General features: G+C 62.6%; 21 protein-coding genes. 16 read left to right on the top strand and 5 right to left on the bottom strand.

Annotation, left to right across the window (positions count from 1 at the left end; genetic code table 11):
- Nucleotides 1-130: 130 nt before the first annotated feature.
- Entirely contained in the window at nucleotides 131-877 is a 747-nt protein-coding gene (locus tag NKH35_RS24675; RefSeq protein ID WP_352916692.1) for a 3-oxoacyl-ACP reductase family protein, read from the bottom strand.
- Between the two features lie 100 nt (nucleotides 878-977).
- Here NKH35_RS24675 and NKH35_RS24670 point away from each other — a divergent pair, with 100 nt between their 5' ends.
- Nucleotides 978-1,586 (top strand): TetR/AcrR family transcriptional regulator, encoded by a 609-nt coding sequence (locus tag NKH35_RS24670; protein ID WP_023690748.1) that lies wholly within the window; start codon nucleotides 978-980, stop codon nucleotides 1,584-1,586.
- 62 nt (nucleotides 1,587-1,648) lie between these two features.
- Complete coding sequence (locus NKH35_RS24665) at nucleotides 1,649-2,047, top strand: rhodanese-like domain-containing protein (RefSeq protein WP_023690747.1); 399 nt, start codon at nucleotides 1,649-1,651, stop codon at nucleotides 2,045-2,047.
- A 45-nt stretch (nucleotides 2,048-2,092) separates the two neighbouring features.
- Here the strand turns inward: NKH35_RS24665 and NKH35_RS24660 are convergent, their stop codons facing one another.
- Entirely contained in the window at nucleotides 2,093-3,001 is a 909-nt protein-coding gene (locus NKH35_RS24660) for an alpha/beta hydrolase (protein WP_352916690.1), read from the bottom strand.
- 48 nt (nucleotides 3,002-3,049) lie between these two features.
- Here NKH35_RS24660 and NKH35_RS24655 point away from each other — a divergent pair, with 48 nt between their 5' ends.
- Nucleotides 3,050-3,502, top strand: coding sequence for a MarR family winged helix-turn-helix transcriptional regulator (locus NKH35_RS24655; protein WP_023682500.1), 453 nt, complete (start codon nucleotides 3,050-3,052; stop codon nucleotides 3,500-3,502).
- Between the two features lie 26 nt (nucleotides 3,503-3,528).
- Here NKH35_RS24655 and NKH35_RS24650 read toward each other — a convergent pair whose 3' ends face one another.
- The gene (locus NKH35_RS24650; RefSeq protein WP_352916689.1) at nucleotides 3,529-4,140 is read right to left on the bottom strand and encodes a pyridoxamine 5'-phosphate oxidase family protein; all 612 of its coding nucleotides are present in this window, start codon (nucleotides 4,138-4,140) and stop codon (nucleotides 3,529-3,531) included.
- A 65-nt stretch (nucleotides 4,141-4,205) separates the two neighbouring features.
- A complete protein-coding gene (locus tag NKH35_RS24645; RefSeq protein WP_352916687.1) occupies nucleotides 4,206-4,559 on the bottom strand; it encodes a gamma-butyrobetaine hydroxylase family protein in 354 nt (117 codons plus the stop codon).
- Nucleotides 4,560-4,759: 200 nt separating this feature from the next.
- Here NKH35_RS24645 and moaA point away from each other — a divergent pair, with 200 nt between their 5' ends.
- The 13 genes from moaA to NKH35_RS24580 all read left to right on the top strand — a co-directional run bounded on the left by moaA (nucleotide 4,760) and on the right by NKH35_RS24580 (nucleotide 14,620).
- Nucleotides 4,760-5,755 (top strand): GTP 3',8-cyclase MoaA, encoded by a 996-nt coding sequence (gene moaA / locus NKH35_RS24640; protein WP_031195678.1) that lies wholly within the window; start codon nucleotides 4,760-4,762, stop codon nucleotides 5,753-5,755.
- Between the two features lie 115 nt (nucleotides 5,756-5,870).
- Nucleotides 5,871-6,308, top strand: coding sequence for a hypothetical protein (locus NKH35_RS24635; RefSeq protein WP_352916685.1), 438 nt, complete (start codon nucleotides 5,871-5,873; stop codon nucleotides 6,306-6,308).
- Between the two features lie 96 nt (nucleotides 6,309-6,404).
- Nucleotides 6,405-6,761, top strand: coding sequence for a hypothetical protein (locus tag NKH35_RS24630; RefSeq protein WP_023750703.1), 357 nt, complete (start codon nucleotides 6,405-6,407; stop codon nucleotides 6,759-6,761).
- A 228-nt stretch (nucleotides 6,762-6,989) separates the two neighbouring features.
- Nucleotides 6,990-7,910, top strand: a complete 921-nt coding sequence (locus NKH35_RS24625; RefSeq protein WP_352916683.1) for a DMT family transporter — start codon at nucleotides 6,990-6,992, stop codon at nucleotides 7,908-7,910.
- A 7-nt stretch (nucleotides 7,911-7,917) separates the two neighbouring features.
- Nucleotides 7,918-8,550, top strand: coding sequence for a molybdenum cofactor guanylyltransferase MobA (gene mobA / locus NKH35_RS24620; RefSeq protein WP_352916682.1), 633 nt, complete (start codon nucleotides 7,918-7,920; stop codon nucleotides 8,548-8,550).
- A complete protein-coding gene (gene mobB, locus NKH35_RS24615; protein ID WP_352916681.1) occupies nucleotides 8,547-9,050 on the top strand; it encodes a molybdopterin-guanine dinucleotide biosynthesis protein B in 504 nt (167 codons plus the stop codon). The genes mobA and mobB overlap by 4 nt, the downstream gene beginning before the upstream one ends.
- Before the next feature lie 319 nt (nucleotides 9,051-9,369).
- Nucleotides 9,370-10,155, top strand: coding sequence for an ABC transporter substrate-binding protein (locus NKH35_RS24610; protein ID WP_023688509.1), 786 nt, complete (start codon nucleotides 9,370-9,372; stop codon nucleotides 10,153-10,155).
- A gap of 74 nt (nucleotides 10,156-10,229) precedes the next feature.
- A complete protein-coding gene (locus NKH35_RS24605) occupies nucleotides 10,230-10,946 on the top strand; it encodes an ABC transporter permease (RefSeq protein ID WP_023669007.1) in 717 nt (238 codons plus the stop codon).
- Nucleotides 10,943-11,773: an ABC transporter permease gene (locus NKH35_RS24600; RefSeq protein ID WP_023688511.1), complete on the top strand. Its 831-nt coding sequence runs from the start codon at nucleotides 10,943-10,945 to the stop codon at nucleotides 11,771-11,773. Before NKH35_RS24605 ends, NKH35_RS24600 begins: the two co-directional genes overlap by 4 nt.
- Before the next feature lie 103 nt (nucleotides 11,774-11,876).
- A complete protein-coding gene (locus tag NKH35_RS24595; RefSeq protein WP_023726595.1) occupies nucleotides 11,877-12,746 on the top strand; it encodes an NAD(P)-dependent oxidoreductase in 870 nt (289 codons plus the stop codon).
- A gap of 9 nt (nucleotides 12,747-12,755) precedes the next feature.
- Nucleotides 12,756-13,460 carry a DNA alkylation repair protein gene (locus NKH35_RS24590; RefSeq protein ID WP_023710489.1) on the top strand — a complete coding sequence of 235 codons (705 nt, stop codon included), beginning with the start codon at nucleotides 12,756-12,758 and terminating at the stop codon, nucleotides 13,458-13,460.
- Nucleotides 13,420-14,004 carry a GNAT family N-acetyltransferase gene (locus NKH35_RS24585; protein WP_023669011.1) on the top strand — a complete coding sequence of 195 codons (585 nt, stop codon included), beginning with the start codon at nucleotides 13,420-13,422 and terminating at the stop codon, nucleotides 14,002-14,004. The genes NKH35_RS24590 and NKH35_RS24585 overlap by 41 nt, the downstream gene beginning before the upstream one ends.
- A gap of 46 nt (nucleotides 14,005-14,050) precedes the next feature.
- Nucleotides 14,051-14,620 (top strand): DUF3299 domain-containing protein, encoded by a 570-nt coding sequence (locus NKH35_RS24580; protein ID WP_023669012.1) that lies wholly within the window; start codon nucleotides 14,051-14,053, stop codon nucleotides 14,618-14,620.
- Nucleotides 14,621-14,668: 48 nt separating this feature from the next.
- On the opposite strand, the gene NKH35_RS24575 is transcribed toward NKH35_RS24580, so the two are convergent.
- A complete protein-coding gene (locus NKH35_RS24575) occupies nucleotides 14,669-15,160 on the bottom strand; it encodes an Lrp/AsnC family transcriptional regulator (protein ID WP_023669013.1) in 492 nt (163 codons plus the stop codon).
- Nucleotides 15,161-15,162: the final 2 nt, after the last annotated feature.

Raw genomic sequence — 15,162 nt, 5'->3', positions numbered from 1 at the left:
TACTATCCGTTTCCAAAATGTTTCGTATACGCTTCAATAATTTTCCGAGTCCGGTTTGCTCACGGGTTAAAAAAAAGTTTCTCGTGTGTGCCGGGGTTGCCGTGCCAGACCGGTCAAAGCGGCTGCTGCTTCAGGCGTTGGCGCCACCGTCGATGGTGAGCGCGGCGCCGGTGACGAAGCGCCCTTCCGGACCGGCGAGCCAGGCAACCATGCCGGCGATCTCGTCAGCCTTGCCGAAGCGGGGCGTCGCCATCTTCCGCCGCTGGTGTTCGGCATGCGGGCCTTGGGCCGGGTTCATGTCGGTGTCGGTCGAACCGGGATGAACGACGTTGGCGGTGATGCCGCGCGGACCGAGGTCTCGCGCCAGCGCCTTGGTCAGGCCGACCAGCGCAGCCTTGCTTGTCGAATAGGCGCTGAGGCTGGTGTCGGTGACGCGCTCGGCCAGATTGCTGCCGATCGAAATGATGCGGCCGCCCTCGCCCATGTGAGCCGCTGCCGCCTTCGAGGCCACGAACGGCGCTCTCAGATTGACCTCAATGGTCTCGTCAAAGTCGGCCAGCGACATCTGTTCGATGGGCGCCGCGCGCCAGATGCCGGCGCTGTTGACCAGGATGTCGAGCCGGCCGAAGGCATTCACCGCCTCGGTGACCGAATTTTCGATGGCGGCAGCGTCGCGATTGTCGGCTTGGATGGCGATCGCGCGACCACCTGCCGCTATAATCTCGGCGACGACAGCTTGGGCCGGCGCCGAGCTGTTGACGTAGGTGATGGCGACGTCGGCGCCATCGGCCGCAAGCCGTTTTGCTATCGCAGCACCTATGCCGCGGCTGCCGCCGGTGACCAGTGCTGCCTTGCCGTTCAATCCGTTCGCTGACATGTCATTTCTCCGTTATGTAACGATCGATACATAAATATCTGGCAACCTTGCCTGGCGACGTCAAGTGAATTATGTGTCGATCAACACAGAAAAGATCGTCATGCCGGAAAGAGGCCGTCCCCGCACCTTCGATCGAACCGCCGCCTTGCGGCAGGCGATGGAGCTGTTCTGGGCCAAAGGCTATGAGGGCACCTCGATCGCCGACCTGACCGCGGCGATGGGGATCAGCTCGCCCAGCCTCTATGCCGCCTTCGGCAGCAAGGAGGCGCTGTTTCTGGAAGCGACCGAGTATTACACCCGCAACGAAGGCACCGAGATCTGGAGCGCGCTGGACGAAGCGCCGACGGCATGCCAGGCGATCGAGAATTTCCTGCGCCAGACGGCAATAGCGTACTCTCAGGACGACCGCCCGCAGGGCTGTCTCATCGCGCTGGGCGCACTGCACCAGGATTCAAGCAGCGGCGCGATCTGCGATGATTTGCGCCGCCGCCGCGCCGAAAACCACACCCTCTTGCTGAGACGGCTGGAACGCGGTGTGGCGGAAGGCGAATTGCCGGCGGGCTTCGACAGCAACGCGGCGGCGACCTTCTATGCGACGGTCCAGCACGGCATGTCGATCCAGGCCCGCGACGGCGCCTCGTGCGAAGCGCTGATGGCCACAGTGGCCGGAGCGATGGCGGCGTGGCAGGGGCTGGTCGGAACAGCGTGACAAAGCGCGGAGCTTGTGCTGGAAATCCAGTCGGCGGCGAAATGCGCCGGGAGGGATCATCCGTGAAAAAAGGGTATCGCGAGTTGCTCGACGAGGCCAATGCCGAGATCGAGGTGGTCTCGCCCGAGGAAGCGGCCGGGCTGCTCGACGACGAGGACACCATCTTCGTCGACCTGCGCGATCCACGCGAGATCGAGCGGGACGGCCAGATCCCCGGCGCCAAACATGTCACTCGCGGCATGCTGGAATTCTGGATCGATCCCGAAAGCCCCTACCACAAGCCGTTCTTTGCCTCGGGCAAGAGCTTCGTCTTCTTTTGCGCCGGCGGCTGGCGCTCGGCGCTGGCCACCAAGACGGCGCAGGATATGGGGCTGTCGCCGGTCAAGCACATCCTTGGCGGCTATACCGCCTGGAAGTCGGCCGGATTGCCCGTCGAGCCGGGCGGCAAGAAGAACGGTTAGCTCACCGCTCCGGCGTTGTCGGAGTCGACAATACACCCATTGGAATCAATGCAGTATCGGCTCGCGCTCGTTTTTGACAAAGGTGACGGCGCGTTCGATGACACCTTTGTCAGCGAGAATGCGACGGTGGCCGAGCCCATCGGCCCAGTGCAGCCGCACATGGCTGCCGGCGCCGGCGTAGCGCCTGGCATGGTCGGCCGGAACTTCGCGATCGTCCGGCGCATGGATGACCAGCGTCGGCACCGGCGCTTCGGCCAATTGGCGGTCGCCGGTGAATTCGTGCAGCGGCCGGCCCGACAACCTTTTCACCTGATCGGCCATGGAAACCTGCGAACGCGGGCCGACGTTGAGCATGCGGCTGAAGTCGGCGAAGATCGCCGGCAGGGAACTTGGCGCGGCCACCAGCACCAGCCGCTCGGCCGCCACTGGGTGGATACCCCTGATCGAACCGGCAATGGCATTGGCGGCGACGGCGCCACCGAAGGAATGGCCGACGATCGCCTTGAACGGACCGAACCATTCGCCGGCGACCCTGACCGCCTCGACCGCATTGACCATATTGAGATGACGGCCCAGCGACTGGCCATGGCCCGGCAGGTCGAGCGAGGCGACCCGGTAGCCCGCATCGCGAAAGCCTTCGATCAGCGCCCGCATATATTCCGTGCGCGAACGCCAGCCATGGACCACCAGCACCGTGCCGGCGGACGCCCTGCCCGGCTCGGGCCGGAATTCGTGCACCATGACGCAGCCGGCCTTGGTCGGCAGCCGATGATGGCGCGCCTCGGCCATGAAGCCGGCGGCGCGGTCGACCGCACGCCGTTCACCGTCGCTGAGCGCCTTGACGCTGGGCGTGCGGCAGAACAGTTCGAAGGCGGCGCGCCCGCTCAGGCGGGGCGCCACATGCTCGGCGGCGCGGAACACGCCCCGGATGACCTTCAGTCCAAATGATGCCATAGTGGCGATCCATCCATTCCGTTCAAGCATGAACATAATAGTTCAAACATGAACATTAAACAAGAGCTGCCCTGGGACAACCCGCGCTTTCGCAACTGGGTCGCGGTGGCGCGCGCCTGCCATGTGCTGGAGCGTACGCTGGCGGTAAAGCTGGCGCCGCTGGATCTCAAGCCGGCGCAGCTCGACGTGCTGATGAACCTCTATCGCCATCCCGGCATGTCGCAGCACGATCTCGCCCGCAAACTGCTGGTCGGCCGCTCCAACATCACCATGCTGTTGCCGCAGCTCGAGGCGCGCGGCCTGCTGCGCCGCGAAGGCGACGAGAAGGACAAGCGCGTGCTGCGGCTGACGCTTACCGAGGCCGGCACGGAGCTCCTGATGAAAGCGCTGAAGGTGCATATGGCGCTGATCGAAAAGGCGATGAGCCAGTCGACAGCGGAACAGTGCGACATGATCGGCGAACAGATGCGCAAGATCTATGACGTGCTGAAGGATACCTGAGCCGTTCGATCCACGCGCCTCCCACCTCACCACATCGTCTTCTTCGCCCGCTCCGGCCATTCCTTGTCGTAAGTACCGGCATCGATGTTCTTGCGGCTGGTGACTTCCAGGATTGTTCCGGGTGTCGGCAGCGATTTCGGGTCGACGTGCTTTGCCGGGTTCCACAGCTCCGAGCGAACGATGGCGCGGGCGCACTGGAAATAGACCGAATCGACATCGACCACGGTGACCGAGCGCGCCGGCTTGCCTTCGACGGCGAAGGAGGCGCAAAGCGCGGCGTCGGTGGTGATGCGGGCGCGGCCGTTGACGCGCAGCGTCGTGCCCGAACCCGGCACAAGAAACAGCAGCCCGACGCGAGGATTGCGGATGATGTTCTTAAGCGAATCGGCGCGGTTGTTGCCGCGTCGGTCCGGCATCATCAGCGTTCTCGGGTCATGCATGCGCACAAAGCCGGCGAGATCGCCGCGCGGCGAGCAGTCCAGCCCTTCCGGCCCGCTCGTCGCCAGAGCGACAAAAGGCGAGGCTTCGATGAAGGCGGCATATTCGGGAATGACGTGGTCGAGTTCCTTGACCGTCGACGCTTCGCCGGGCAAGCCGTAGAGCGCTTCAAGTTGTTCAACCGATGTGATCTCAGACATTTCCCGTCTCCGAACCGTTGCCAGCGTTTACCCCCAGTCAATGACGTTTTGCCGACAGTGCCGAACTAGCGGTCGCGGCTCAGTCCCTTCTCCTGGAGCTCGGCGAGATAGGCATTCCAGCGCGCGCCCTTTTCGTGGCCAAGCGTGTGCAGGTAATTCCAGGTGAAGATGCCGGTGTCGTGAAAATCGTCGAAGGTGATGCGCACGGCGTAGTTGCCGACCGGCTCGATCTTGAGGATGGCCACGTTGCGCTTGCCGGGAACCGTCACCCGCTGGTCCGGCGAATGGCCCTGCACCTCGGCCGAGGGTGAAGCGACGCGCAGCAGTTCGGCCGGCAGTTCGAACGGCCGATGATCGGGAAAGGTGACGGACAGCAGTTTTCTGTCCTTCGAGACCCTGAGTTCCTTCGGCGCCGTCATTGTTCTGCATCCCGCATCGATCCGCCCTTCCCTACGCTGCTTCGCGCGAGCGGAAAAGGCCATTTGGACCCGGCCGACATCGGATGTCGGCCGGGGAATGTCACCAAAGATCGAGAGCGGCTATCTTGAATGGCGGGTTGGATCGTATCACATAGCCGTATATAACGGCACCACTCGCAGCATTGGAAACGCTTGAACGCATGGACATGATCGATCCCTTCGGTCGCACGATCAGCTACTTGCGCGTGTCGGTCACCGACCGCTGCGATTTCCGCTGCACCTATTGCATGGCCGAGGACATGGCGTTCCTGCCCAAAAAGGACCTGCTGTCGCTCGAGGAACTCGACCGGCTCTGCACCGTCTTCATCGAAAAGGGCGTGCGCAAACTGCGCCTCACCGGCGGCGAGCCGCTGGTGCGCAAGAACATCATGCATCTGGTGCGCCAGTTGTCGCGGCACTTGAAGAGCGGCGCGCTGGAAGAGTTGACGCTGACCACCAATGGCTCGCAGCTGTCGCGCTTTGCCGCTGAGCTTGCCGATTGCGGTGTCGAGCGCATCAATGTCTCGCTCGACACGCTCGATGCCGACAAGTTCCACGCCATCACCCGCTGGGGCCATCTCGGCAAGGTCATGCAAGGCATCGATGCCGCGCAGGCGGCGGGGCTGAAGGTGAAGCTCAACGCCGTTGCGCTGAAGGACTTCAACGACGCCGAACTGCCGGAGATGATGCGCTGGGCACATGGCCGCGGCATGGACTTGACCGTCATCGAAACCATGCCGATGGGCGAGATCGACGCCGACCGCACCGACCAGTATCTGCCGCTGTCGCTGCTGCGCGCTTCGCTCGAGCGCCAGTTCACGCTGAGCGACATCCCCTACAAGACCGGCGGTCCGGCCCGCTACGTCCATGTCGCAGAGACCGGCGGCAGGCTGGGCTTCATCACGCCGATGACGCATAATTTCTGCGAAAGCTGCAACCGCGTGCGGCTGACCTGCACCGGCACGCTCTATATGTGCCTGGGTCAGGAGGATGCCGCCGACCTGCGCGCCCCGCTGCGTGCGTCCGAAGGCAACGAACTGGTCGCTGCTGCCATCGACGAAGCGATCGGCCGCAAGCCGAAGGGCCATGATTTCATCATCGACCGCCGCACCAGCCGCCCGTCGGTGTCGAGACATATGAGCGTCACCGGCGGCTGATTTTCTCCCCGATTGGTGCAGAATGCTTCCGTTGGAAGCGAGGGGGATTTCCATGCAGCGTGTTTGCCAACCCGGGCTGTCAGCGCTGGTCGTGGCCCTATCATTGGCGACCACAGTGGCGCTCGCAAAGCCGTTCACCTACATCAATGCGCGCTATGGCACGGTGTGCACGTTCCCGAGCCAGATTTTCAGCAAGCCGATGCCTGAGTCCCTCAATGGCGACGGTCGAAAATGGCTTAGCCCCGATGGTGCGAGCTTGTCCTGTTACGGCGGATACAAGCTGACGGAAGATACGCCCGACAGTCTGGTTGAAAAGGAAAAAGCCGACCCTGACTCTGGGGAAAAGGTCACTTACAGCAAAACCGGTAAGAACTGGGCAGTGGTCTCAGGCACCAAAGGCGACAAGATCTTCTATACCCGAATCGTCTTCGAAAAAGAGGATGCAATCCATACAGTCTGGATCGAATATCCCGCCTCGCTCAAGGCCAAGTACGACCCACTGGTCGGCGCTATCGGCGACAGCCTGCATGGGGCTGAGCAACACTGGGAATAAATCGCTCTCGACGCTGCAAACCCGATTTACCGCCATCGCGTTCCGCCCTAAATTTCGGCCTATAGCGGCTCGTCGCTCGGTTTGAGGGAATACGACATGCGCACATTCTTACTTTCTCTTGCAATGCTTGGGTTTGCCGCCGCGCCGGCAGCAGCACAGTCCATCGGTGGCAGCTACACCGTTGCGGGCACCAATTTCGACGGCTCGAAATATGGCGGCCAAGCCACCATCACGCTGACCAGCGAGACCACCTGCACCATCCATTGGGAGACCGGCGGATCATCGTCGGACGGCATCTGCATGCGCAACGACGATGCCTTCTCCGCCGGCTATGTCATGGGCAAGGAAATCGGTCTCGTCGTCTACAAGGTAGAAGATGACGGCTCGCTGCACGGCCTGTGGACCATCGCCGGTAAGAACGGCAGCGGCACCGAGGTGCTGACGCCGAAATGAGCCTGCCGGTCATCCGGCCAGCCCTCTCAGGGATTTCTATGGGTCACGGGTGAAAATCCGTGGCCTATTTCTTTGACGTTGCTGTCTTGCCGCCGGCTGCTACAGGCTTGAGCGGTTCACCGTTTTGCCGAAACGTCGAACCGCTTTATTCTTTGTTTTCACGCAATTCCGGACGGAAAACCGTTTCACACTTTTCCTGGAATTGCTCTTGCAAAACCGGTAACGCCCTTGCCTCTTTCCCCAAACATTCGCGGCGCGCTGTGCATGATGGTGGCCATGATCGGCTTCACCCTCAACGACGCCATCACCAAGTTCTCGTCGGAATCGATGAACATGGCGCAGGTCATGCTGGTGCGCGGCGCCTTTGCGTCGCTGCTCGTCGGCCTGCTCGCCTGGCAGCAAGGCGCGCTCGCGCGACCGAGGTCGATGCTGCAGCCGCTGGTGGCGCTTCGCGTGGTCGCCGAGGCCGGCGCCACCGTCGCCTTCCTTGTGGCATTAGCGCATCTGCCGATCGCCAATGTCTCGGCGGTGCTGCAGGCGCTGCCGCTGGCGGTGACGATGGGGGCGGCACTCGTATTCAACGAAGCGGTCGGCTGGCGGCGCTGGCTGGCGATCGCGGTCGGCTTCGGCGGCGTTCTGATCATCGTGCGGCCAGGCTTCGAAGGCTTCAGCGTCTATTCGCTGTACGCACTCGTCAGCGTCGCCTGTTGCGCAGTACGTGACCTCGCCACCAAGCGCATCCCGAGGGCTATCCCGACCTTGCTGGTGTCGACGGCAACGGCAATCGCCATGACCATCGTTGGCGCCGTGCTGCTGTCGCCGATGGGCGGCTGGACGCCGATGTCCGGCAAAGGCACGGCACTTTTGGCATTGGCGGCGGTGCTGGTGCTGATCGGCTACCAGTTCATCATCATGGCAATGCGGTCTGGCGACATCTCCTTCATTGCGCCATTCCGCTACACCGCCCTCTTTTGGTCGATGCTGCTTGGCCTCATCATCTTCGGCGATGTCCCCGACCTGCCGATGATCTTCGGCTCCGCCATCATCATCGGCTCCGGCCTCTACGCGCTCTATCGCGAGCGGGTCGCCGGCCGGCAAAAACCCGCAGCCGAAAGCGCTGGACCCGACATGGCGCCGGACGGCATATAGCTTGGCCATGAGCCAAGACATTGCAGGAATTATCCTCGCCGGAGGCCTGTCACGGCGCATGGGCGGCGGCGACAAGACTTTACTGGCGCTTGGCGGGCGTCCGCTTCTCGACCATGTCGTTGCCCGCCTGTCGCCGCAGGTCGGATCGCTGGCGCTCAGCGCCAATGGTGACCCGGCGCGCTTCGAGGCGGCCGGTCTTCCGGTTCTCGCCGATGCGGTCGAAGGCTATGCCGGACCGCTTGCCGGAATCCTCACCGGCCTCGAATGGGCGGCAGCGAACACCGCTTGCACGGCATTGGCGACGGCCCCCGGCGACACGCCGTTTCTGCCGGTGGATCTGGTGGCAAAGCTGGCCGCTGCCGCGACCAGTCGGCCGGGCTCGATGGCGGTTGCCAGTTCCGGCGGCAGGCGGCATCCGACCTTCGCGCTGTGGCCGCTCGTGCTGCGTGAGGCCTTGCGGCATTTCCTGATCGACGAGGACAACAGGCGCGTCTCCGCCTTCATCGAGCGGCACGACTGTGTCGAAGTGGAATTTCCGTTGCTGACCCACGGCAGTGACGAGATCGACCCGTTCTTCAACATCAACACACCGCACGACCTTGCGGTGGCCGAGCGTCTGTTGCAGAGCATCGGCCCATGAACATCTTCGGCATCACCGGCTGGAAGAATTCCGGCAAGACCACACTGACCGAGAAGCTGGTCACAGAGCTCGTCCGGCGCGGCTGGACAGTGTCAACGGTCAAACACGCCCATCATGAGTTCGACATCGACAAGCCTGGCGCCGACAGCTTTCGTCACCGCCAGGCGGGCGCCACCGAAGTCGCGGTGGTGTCGGGCAAACGCTGGGCGCTGATGCATGAATTGCGCGGTGAGGACGAGCCGACGCTGGAGACGGTCCTGTCGCGGTTGGCCCCGTGCGACATCGTGCTGGTCGAAGGCTACAAGCGCGAGGCGCACAAAAAGATCGAGACCCGGCGGCGGGAGGCCAAGGACCGCTCGCCGCTGTCGGCCAACGACGGACATATCGTGGCGATTGCCGCCGACTTCGCGGTTACCGGCGAAAGCCTGCCTGTGTTCGATCTCGACGACTCGGGAGGGATAGCCGGCTTCATCGAGCGCATGACCGGCCTCAAACCTTGAGGCCCCTGCCCTCGCCCGGGTCAGCCGCCCTCTTCAGCCGTTGCATTGTCTAAGCGCGTCGCGCCTGAACGGCCTCATGCGACGCGCTTCAGGTTGTTTTATTTATGCATGTCGTCGTCCCAAAACCGCTGCGCACTTTTGGGCGACATGCATTAACCCGGCGTCGGCATTGGCTGGACCCGCAAATCCCGCAAGCAACGGTTTTACAGTTGCTTTTCTCCCGAAAACAGTGGGAGTATCGCGCCAGCGGGCGGTCAAAAGCACCGCCCCACAGAGCCGTTCCGGAACGACGGCCGGGAGCCATAAAGAGAGGACTATCATGCGTATTGCACTGCGTATCGCGCTCGCCGCATCGGCTGCGCTGCTGACGCTCGGCGTCGCCCAGGCTCAGGAAACGACCCTGAGAATCGGCACCGAAGGCGCGTACCCCCCATTCAACAACCTGACCTCCGACGGCCAGCTCGTGGGCTTCGACATCGACATCGCCAAGGCGCTCTGCGACGAGATGAAGGTCAAGTGCACCTTCGTCGCCCAGGATTGGGACGGCATCATTCCGGCCCTGCAGGCCGGCAAGTTCGACGCCATCGTCGCCTCGATGTCGATCACGCCGGAGCGCGCCGAGAAGGTCGACTTCACCCACAAATACTACAACACGCCGTCGGCGATCGCGGTACCCAAGGATTCGACCCTCAAGGGCGTGACCAAGGAAGACCTGGCCGGCAAGACCATCGGCGTCGCAACCACCACGACGCATTTCAATTATGCCTCGAAAACCTATACGGACAGCACGGTCAAGGGCTATCCGAGCAGCCCCGAAGAGCAGGCCGATCTCGCCAATGGCCGTCTCGACGCGATCGAGGACGATATCGTCGTGTTGCAACAGTTCCTGGATTCGCCTGATGGCGCCTGCTGCAAGATTCTCGGCCAGCCTTCGCCGCAGCCGGTCGATATCTTTGGACCGGGCGCCGGCATCGCCGTGCGCAAGGGCGAGACGGATCTGGTCAACAAGTTGAACAGCGCCATCGACGCAATCCGCGCCAACGGAAAGTACAAGGAAATCAACGACAAGTACTTCAAGTTCGACGTCTTCGGCGCCGAGTCCTGATCGTCTGAACAAGGCGGCAGGGGAAGTTTCCTCCTGCCGCCTTGGCCTGACAGAAGTGGAGACAAGACCCGTCAATGCCAAGCCAGAACATATGGATACTTCTCACTTGGGGACCCGATGGCTGGATTGACGATATTGCCTATGGCGCACTGGTCACCATTGCGCTCGCGCTGGCGACACTGCCGATCGGCCTGACGATCGGCTTTTTCGTCGCCTGGGCGAAACAATCCGAAGAGCCATCGCTTCGCGTGGCTGCCAACATCTACACCACGGTGTTTCGCGGACTGCCGGAACTGGTGACGCTTTTCCTGTTCTTCTTCGGCATGCCGATCCTCTTGCAGTATGTCATCCGTCTGTTCAGGCCGGAAGCGACGGTCGATGTCGACAGCTTCCTCGCCGGCATGATCGTGCTGTCGCTGATCTTTTCGTCCTATTCCAGCGAAGTCTTCCTTTCGGCCTTTCGCGCCATTCCGAAGGGCCAGTATGAGGGCGGCTATGCGATCGGGCTGTCGAAATGGCAGACGATGCGCAAGGTGATCCTGCCGCAGCTGCTGCGCATCGCCTTCCCCGGCCTTGAGAATTGCTGGCTGAGCCTGCTCAAGGACACGGCCCTGGTGTCGGTCGTCAACCTGGCTGAAACCTTGCGCAACGCCGGCGTGGCGGCCCGTGTCACCAAACATTCCTTCCTGTTCTACAGCGTCGCGGCGATGGTGTTCCTTATCCTTGCCATCCTGTCGTCGATCGCCACCGGCTTCATCCTGCGTTCGCTCGGGAGGAGGGAGGCACGATGAGCGTCGTGACGCGCGCCGCCGTCGACATCGAGAAGCCACCACCACGGGCGCGAGGCTGGCCGCGGGCCCGTATCGTCGGCTACGCGCTGGTCGGCTTCTGGATCCTGTTCGGCATCGGCATCGCCGTCTATCTGGTTTACGCTTGGAATGGCGAATTCTTCGCCAGATACGCGCCGGCCTATCTGCAGGGCTTGGGAACCACGCTTGCGCTGGTGGCCATCTCGATGGTGCTCGGCGCGCTTTTTTCGCTGCCCGTCACCTATGCCCGCATGTCGAAGAACCGCTATCTGTCCGTCCTGGCCTATTGCTACGTCTACTTCTTCCGCGGCACGCCGCTGCTGGTCCAGGTCTATCTCGTCTATTACGGCCTGGGCTCGTTCCGGGTGCAGCTCGAATCCGTCGGACTGTGGTGGTTCTTCCGCGACGCCTTCAATTGCGGTGTGTTCGCCTTCGCGCTCAACACCGCCGCCTACCAGGCCGAGATCCTGCGCGGCGCCATAGAAAGTGTTCCGAGGGGCCAATGGGAGGGCGCTGCTTCGCTCGGCCTGCACAAATTGCAGACGCTGCGCAAGGTCATCCTGCCGCAGGCGTTTATCGTCGCGCTCCGGCCCTACGGCAATGAACTCGTCCTGATGATCAAGGCCTCCGCCATCGTTGCCATCATCACAGTCTATGATTTGATGGGCAACGCGAAGCTGGCCTACGCCAAGTCCTTCGACTTCCAGGCCTATGTCTGGGTCGCCATCGTCTATCTGGTGATGGTCGAGATCCTGCGCCACGGCGTCGAATGGATCGAGCGACGGATCACCATTCATCTGATCCGCTGAGCGTTCGGCTGTACCAGTCGATCGGCTCATGCGCGTCTTGACGAATGGCGCGTAGAGCCTAGAGCTGTCCAAGACAATTCCGTTCCGTCTGAAGGGCAAACCCATGGCATCTGTGGCATTTCTCGGTCTTGGCGTGATGGGCTATCCCATGGCCGGGCACCTCAGGAACAAAGGCGGCCACGACGTCACCGTCTACAACCGCACCGCGGCGAAGGCGGAACAATGGGTGGCCCAGCATGGCGGCAAGCTTGCTTTGACGCCGGCGGACGCCGCAGAGGGCCAGGATTTCGTCTTCTCCTGCGTCGGCAATGACGACGATCTGCGCTCGGTGACGACCGGGGCCGATGGCGCCTTCGCCGCGATGAAAAAAGGCTCCGTCTTCATCGACAACACCACCGCTTCGGCCGAAGTGGCGCGCGAACTGGCCGACGCCGCTGAAAAGGCCGGCTTTTCCTTCCTCGACGCGCCGGTTTCCGGCGGGCAGGCGGGCGCCGAGAACGGCGTGCTGACGGTGATGGTCGGCGGCGAGCAGGCTGCCTTCGACAAGGCCAGGCCGGTCATCGACGCCTTTGCCCGGATGGTCGGGCTGATGGGGCCGTCGGGCGCCGGCCAGCTCACCAAGATGATCAATCAGATCACCATTGCCGGGCTGGTGCAGGGACTGGCCGAAGGCATCCACTTCGGCAAGAGGGCCGGGCTCGACATCGAGAAGGTCATCGAAGTCATCTCCAAGGGCGCTGCCGGGTCCTGGCAGATGGAGAACCGCCACAAGACGATGAATGCCGGTAAATATGATTTCGGCTTTGCCGTGGACTGGATGCGCAAGGATCTCGGCATCTGCCTCGATGAAGCCGACCGCAATGGCGCGAGACTGCCGGTGACCGCCCTTGTCGACCAGTTCTACAAGGATGTGCAGGCGATGGGCGGCAAGCGCTGGGACACCTCGTCCTTGCTGGCGCGCCTGGAAAAATAAGCGTTCGCAATGGCCGAGCTTTCGCCCCAATCGAGCGCCGATGAAATCGTCGCCCATTTGCGCTCGATCGGCTCGGAGGACAATCGCCGCGGCATGTTGCGCTACGGTATCAAGACCGAGCGCGCGCTCGGCATCTCGCATGGCATGCAGCGGCAGATCGCCAAAAAGATCAAGCGCAACCACGAGCGAGCTTTCGAACTTTGGCAGACCGGCATCATGGAGGCGCAGTTCATCGCTTCCGTCACGGCCGACCCGAAGCGCTTCTCAGCCGCGGATGCACGACAATGGGCCGCGTCCTTCGATTCCTGGGATATCGTCGACGGCGTCTCCGATCTCTTCGTCGACACGGACGCCTGGAAGGAGCTGATTGAAGAGTTCGCGGCGGACGAGCGCGAGTTCGTTCGACGCACGGCCTTTGCCATGATGGCGTGGTCCGTCGTGCACCGGAAGCAGGAGCCGGTGGCGACTTTCCTCGGCTTCCTGCCGATCATCGAAGCGCATGCCGCCGACAGCCGCAATTTCGTGAAGAAGGCGGCAAACTGGGCGCTTCGTTCGATCGGCAAGCGATCGTTGGAGATGCACGGCGCTGCCCTTGCCGTGGCCGAACGACTGGCCCAGTCGGCCGACAAGACGGCGCGCTGGATTGGCAAGGACGCCGTACGGGAACTCACCAATGCCAAGATCGTCGAGCGGATCGCCGCCAGAAAAGGCTGACCTAGCCAACGTCCGGTTCACCGAGGTGACGCGGCAGACGCGCGCCGATTTCGAAGGCCTCTTCGAAGCGCAAGGCGGTCCGAAGTATTGCTGGTGCATGGCCTGGCGGCCCCTGCCCGGCCGCCGCGAGCATGTCCAGCACGCCGAGTTGAAACGGGCCATGATGGCGCTTGTCGAGGCCGGTACGCCGGTGGGAATCTTGGCCCAGATTGACGGCAAGACCGTCGGCTGGTGCTCGGTCGCGCCGCGCCAGACCTATCGGAAGCTGACGTCGCAACAGGACGATGACGAGACCGGCATCTGGTCGATCGTCTGCTTCTATGTGCCAAGGGCGCTGCGCGGCGGCGGGCTGGCGGCAGCGCTGCTTGACGCTGCCATAGATCACGCCTTTGCCAAGGGCGCCGGCGTGATCGAGGCCTACCCGGTCGACGAGGCATCGCCGAGCTACCGTTTCATGGGGTTTCGCGGCGTGTTCATCGCTCGCGGGTTCCATGAGGTCGGCATGGCCGGCTCTCGCAGACATGTGATGCGGCTCGAGCGTTGACGCGATCGGCCGCGGCGTCTTTACTCCTGCACAAAGGAAGCGGCCGATGAGCAGTCCTCTCAAATCGACCTTGGCGCTTGCAGCCGCGTTGTTGGTGTTCACCGCTACCAACGCCTCAGGCCAAACCGCGCACATCTTCTGGAAAGATCTGCGTCCTGCGACGCAGGCGGTGGCCGAAGATGCCGGCCTGCCGATGATTGCGGCAAAACTGCCCGATCGTGGCGAGACATTGTCGCTCAACCTGCAGGACAAGATGGTACAATTAGCCGGCTATGCATTGCCGGTCGACCGCGATGGCGACCTCGTCTACCAGTTCCTGCTGGTGCCGTGGACAGGCGCTTGCAGCCACATGCCGACGCCGCCGCCCAACCAGATCGTGCTGGTGACGCCGGCCCGTCCCTACAAGATGTCGCAGGCCTATGAGTCGGTTGCCGTGACCGGCGCCTTGCGGCCCGGCTTGGAGAAGAGCCAGTTGTTCATTCTCGACGGCGTCAGCATCATCCAGTCCGGCTACACCGTACGCAAAGCCGATGTGGTGGCAGTCGACACGGTGCCGGACACGATCACGCTGCCGGTCAACTCGCCCTGGAGTTTCCTCAACAAAAAGAAGAACTAAACGGCGCCTGCTTGTGCAGCGTCACCGCCCGGTCACAGACAACCGCGCTCAGGCCGCGTTGGCGCCGGATTCCTTGTCCAGCAGCATGTAGTCGAGCGGCATTTCGGTCGTGTACTTGATCTGCTCCATGGCGAAGGACGACGATACGTCGCGGATCTCAATCTTGGCGATCAGCCGCTTGTAGAAGGCGTCATAGGCGGCGATATCGGGCACCACGACGCGCAAGAGATAATCGACGTCGCCGCTCATGCGGTAGAATTCGACCACCTCGGGAAATTCCTGGATGACTTCCGAGAAACGCCGCAGCCATTCATGGCTGTGCGAATTGGTGCGGATCGACACGAAGACGGTGACGCGCACATTGACCTTTTCGTGGTCGAGAATGGCGACGCGCCGCTTGATGACTCCCTCTTCCTCCAGCTTCTGGATGCGGCGCCAGCACGGCGTCGTCGACAGGCCGACTTTCTTGGCGACATCGGCAACCGCGAGCGTCGCGTCCTCCTGCAGGAGGCGGAGAATTTTTCTGTCGAGGCGATCCATTG

Source organism: Mesorhizobium sp. M1143 (assembly GCF_040318435.1).
Lineage (GTDB): Bacteria > Pseudomonadota > Alphaproteobacteria > Rhizobiales > Rhizobiaceae > Mesorhizobium.
This window is presented reverse-complemented; position numbering and strand designations above follow the sequence as displayed.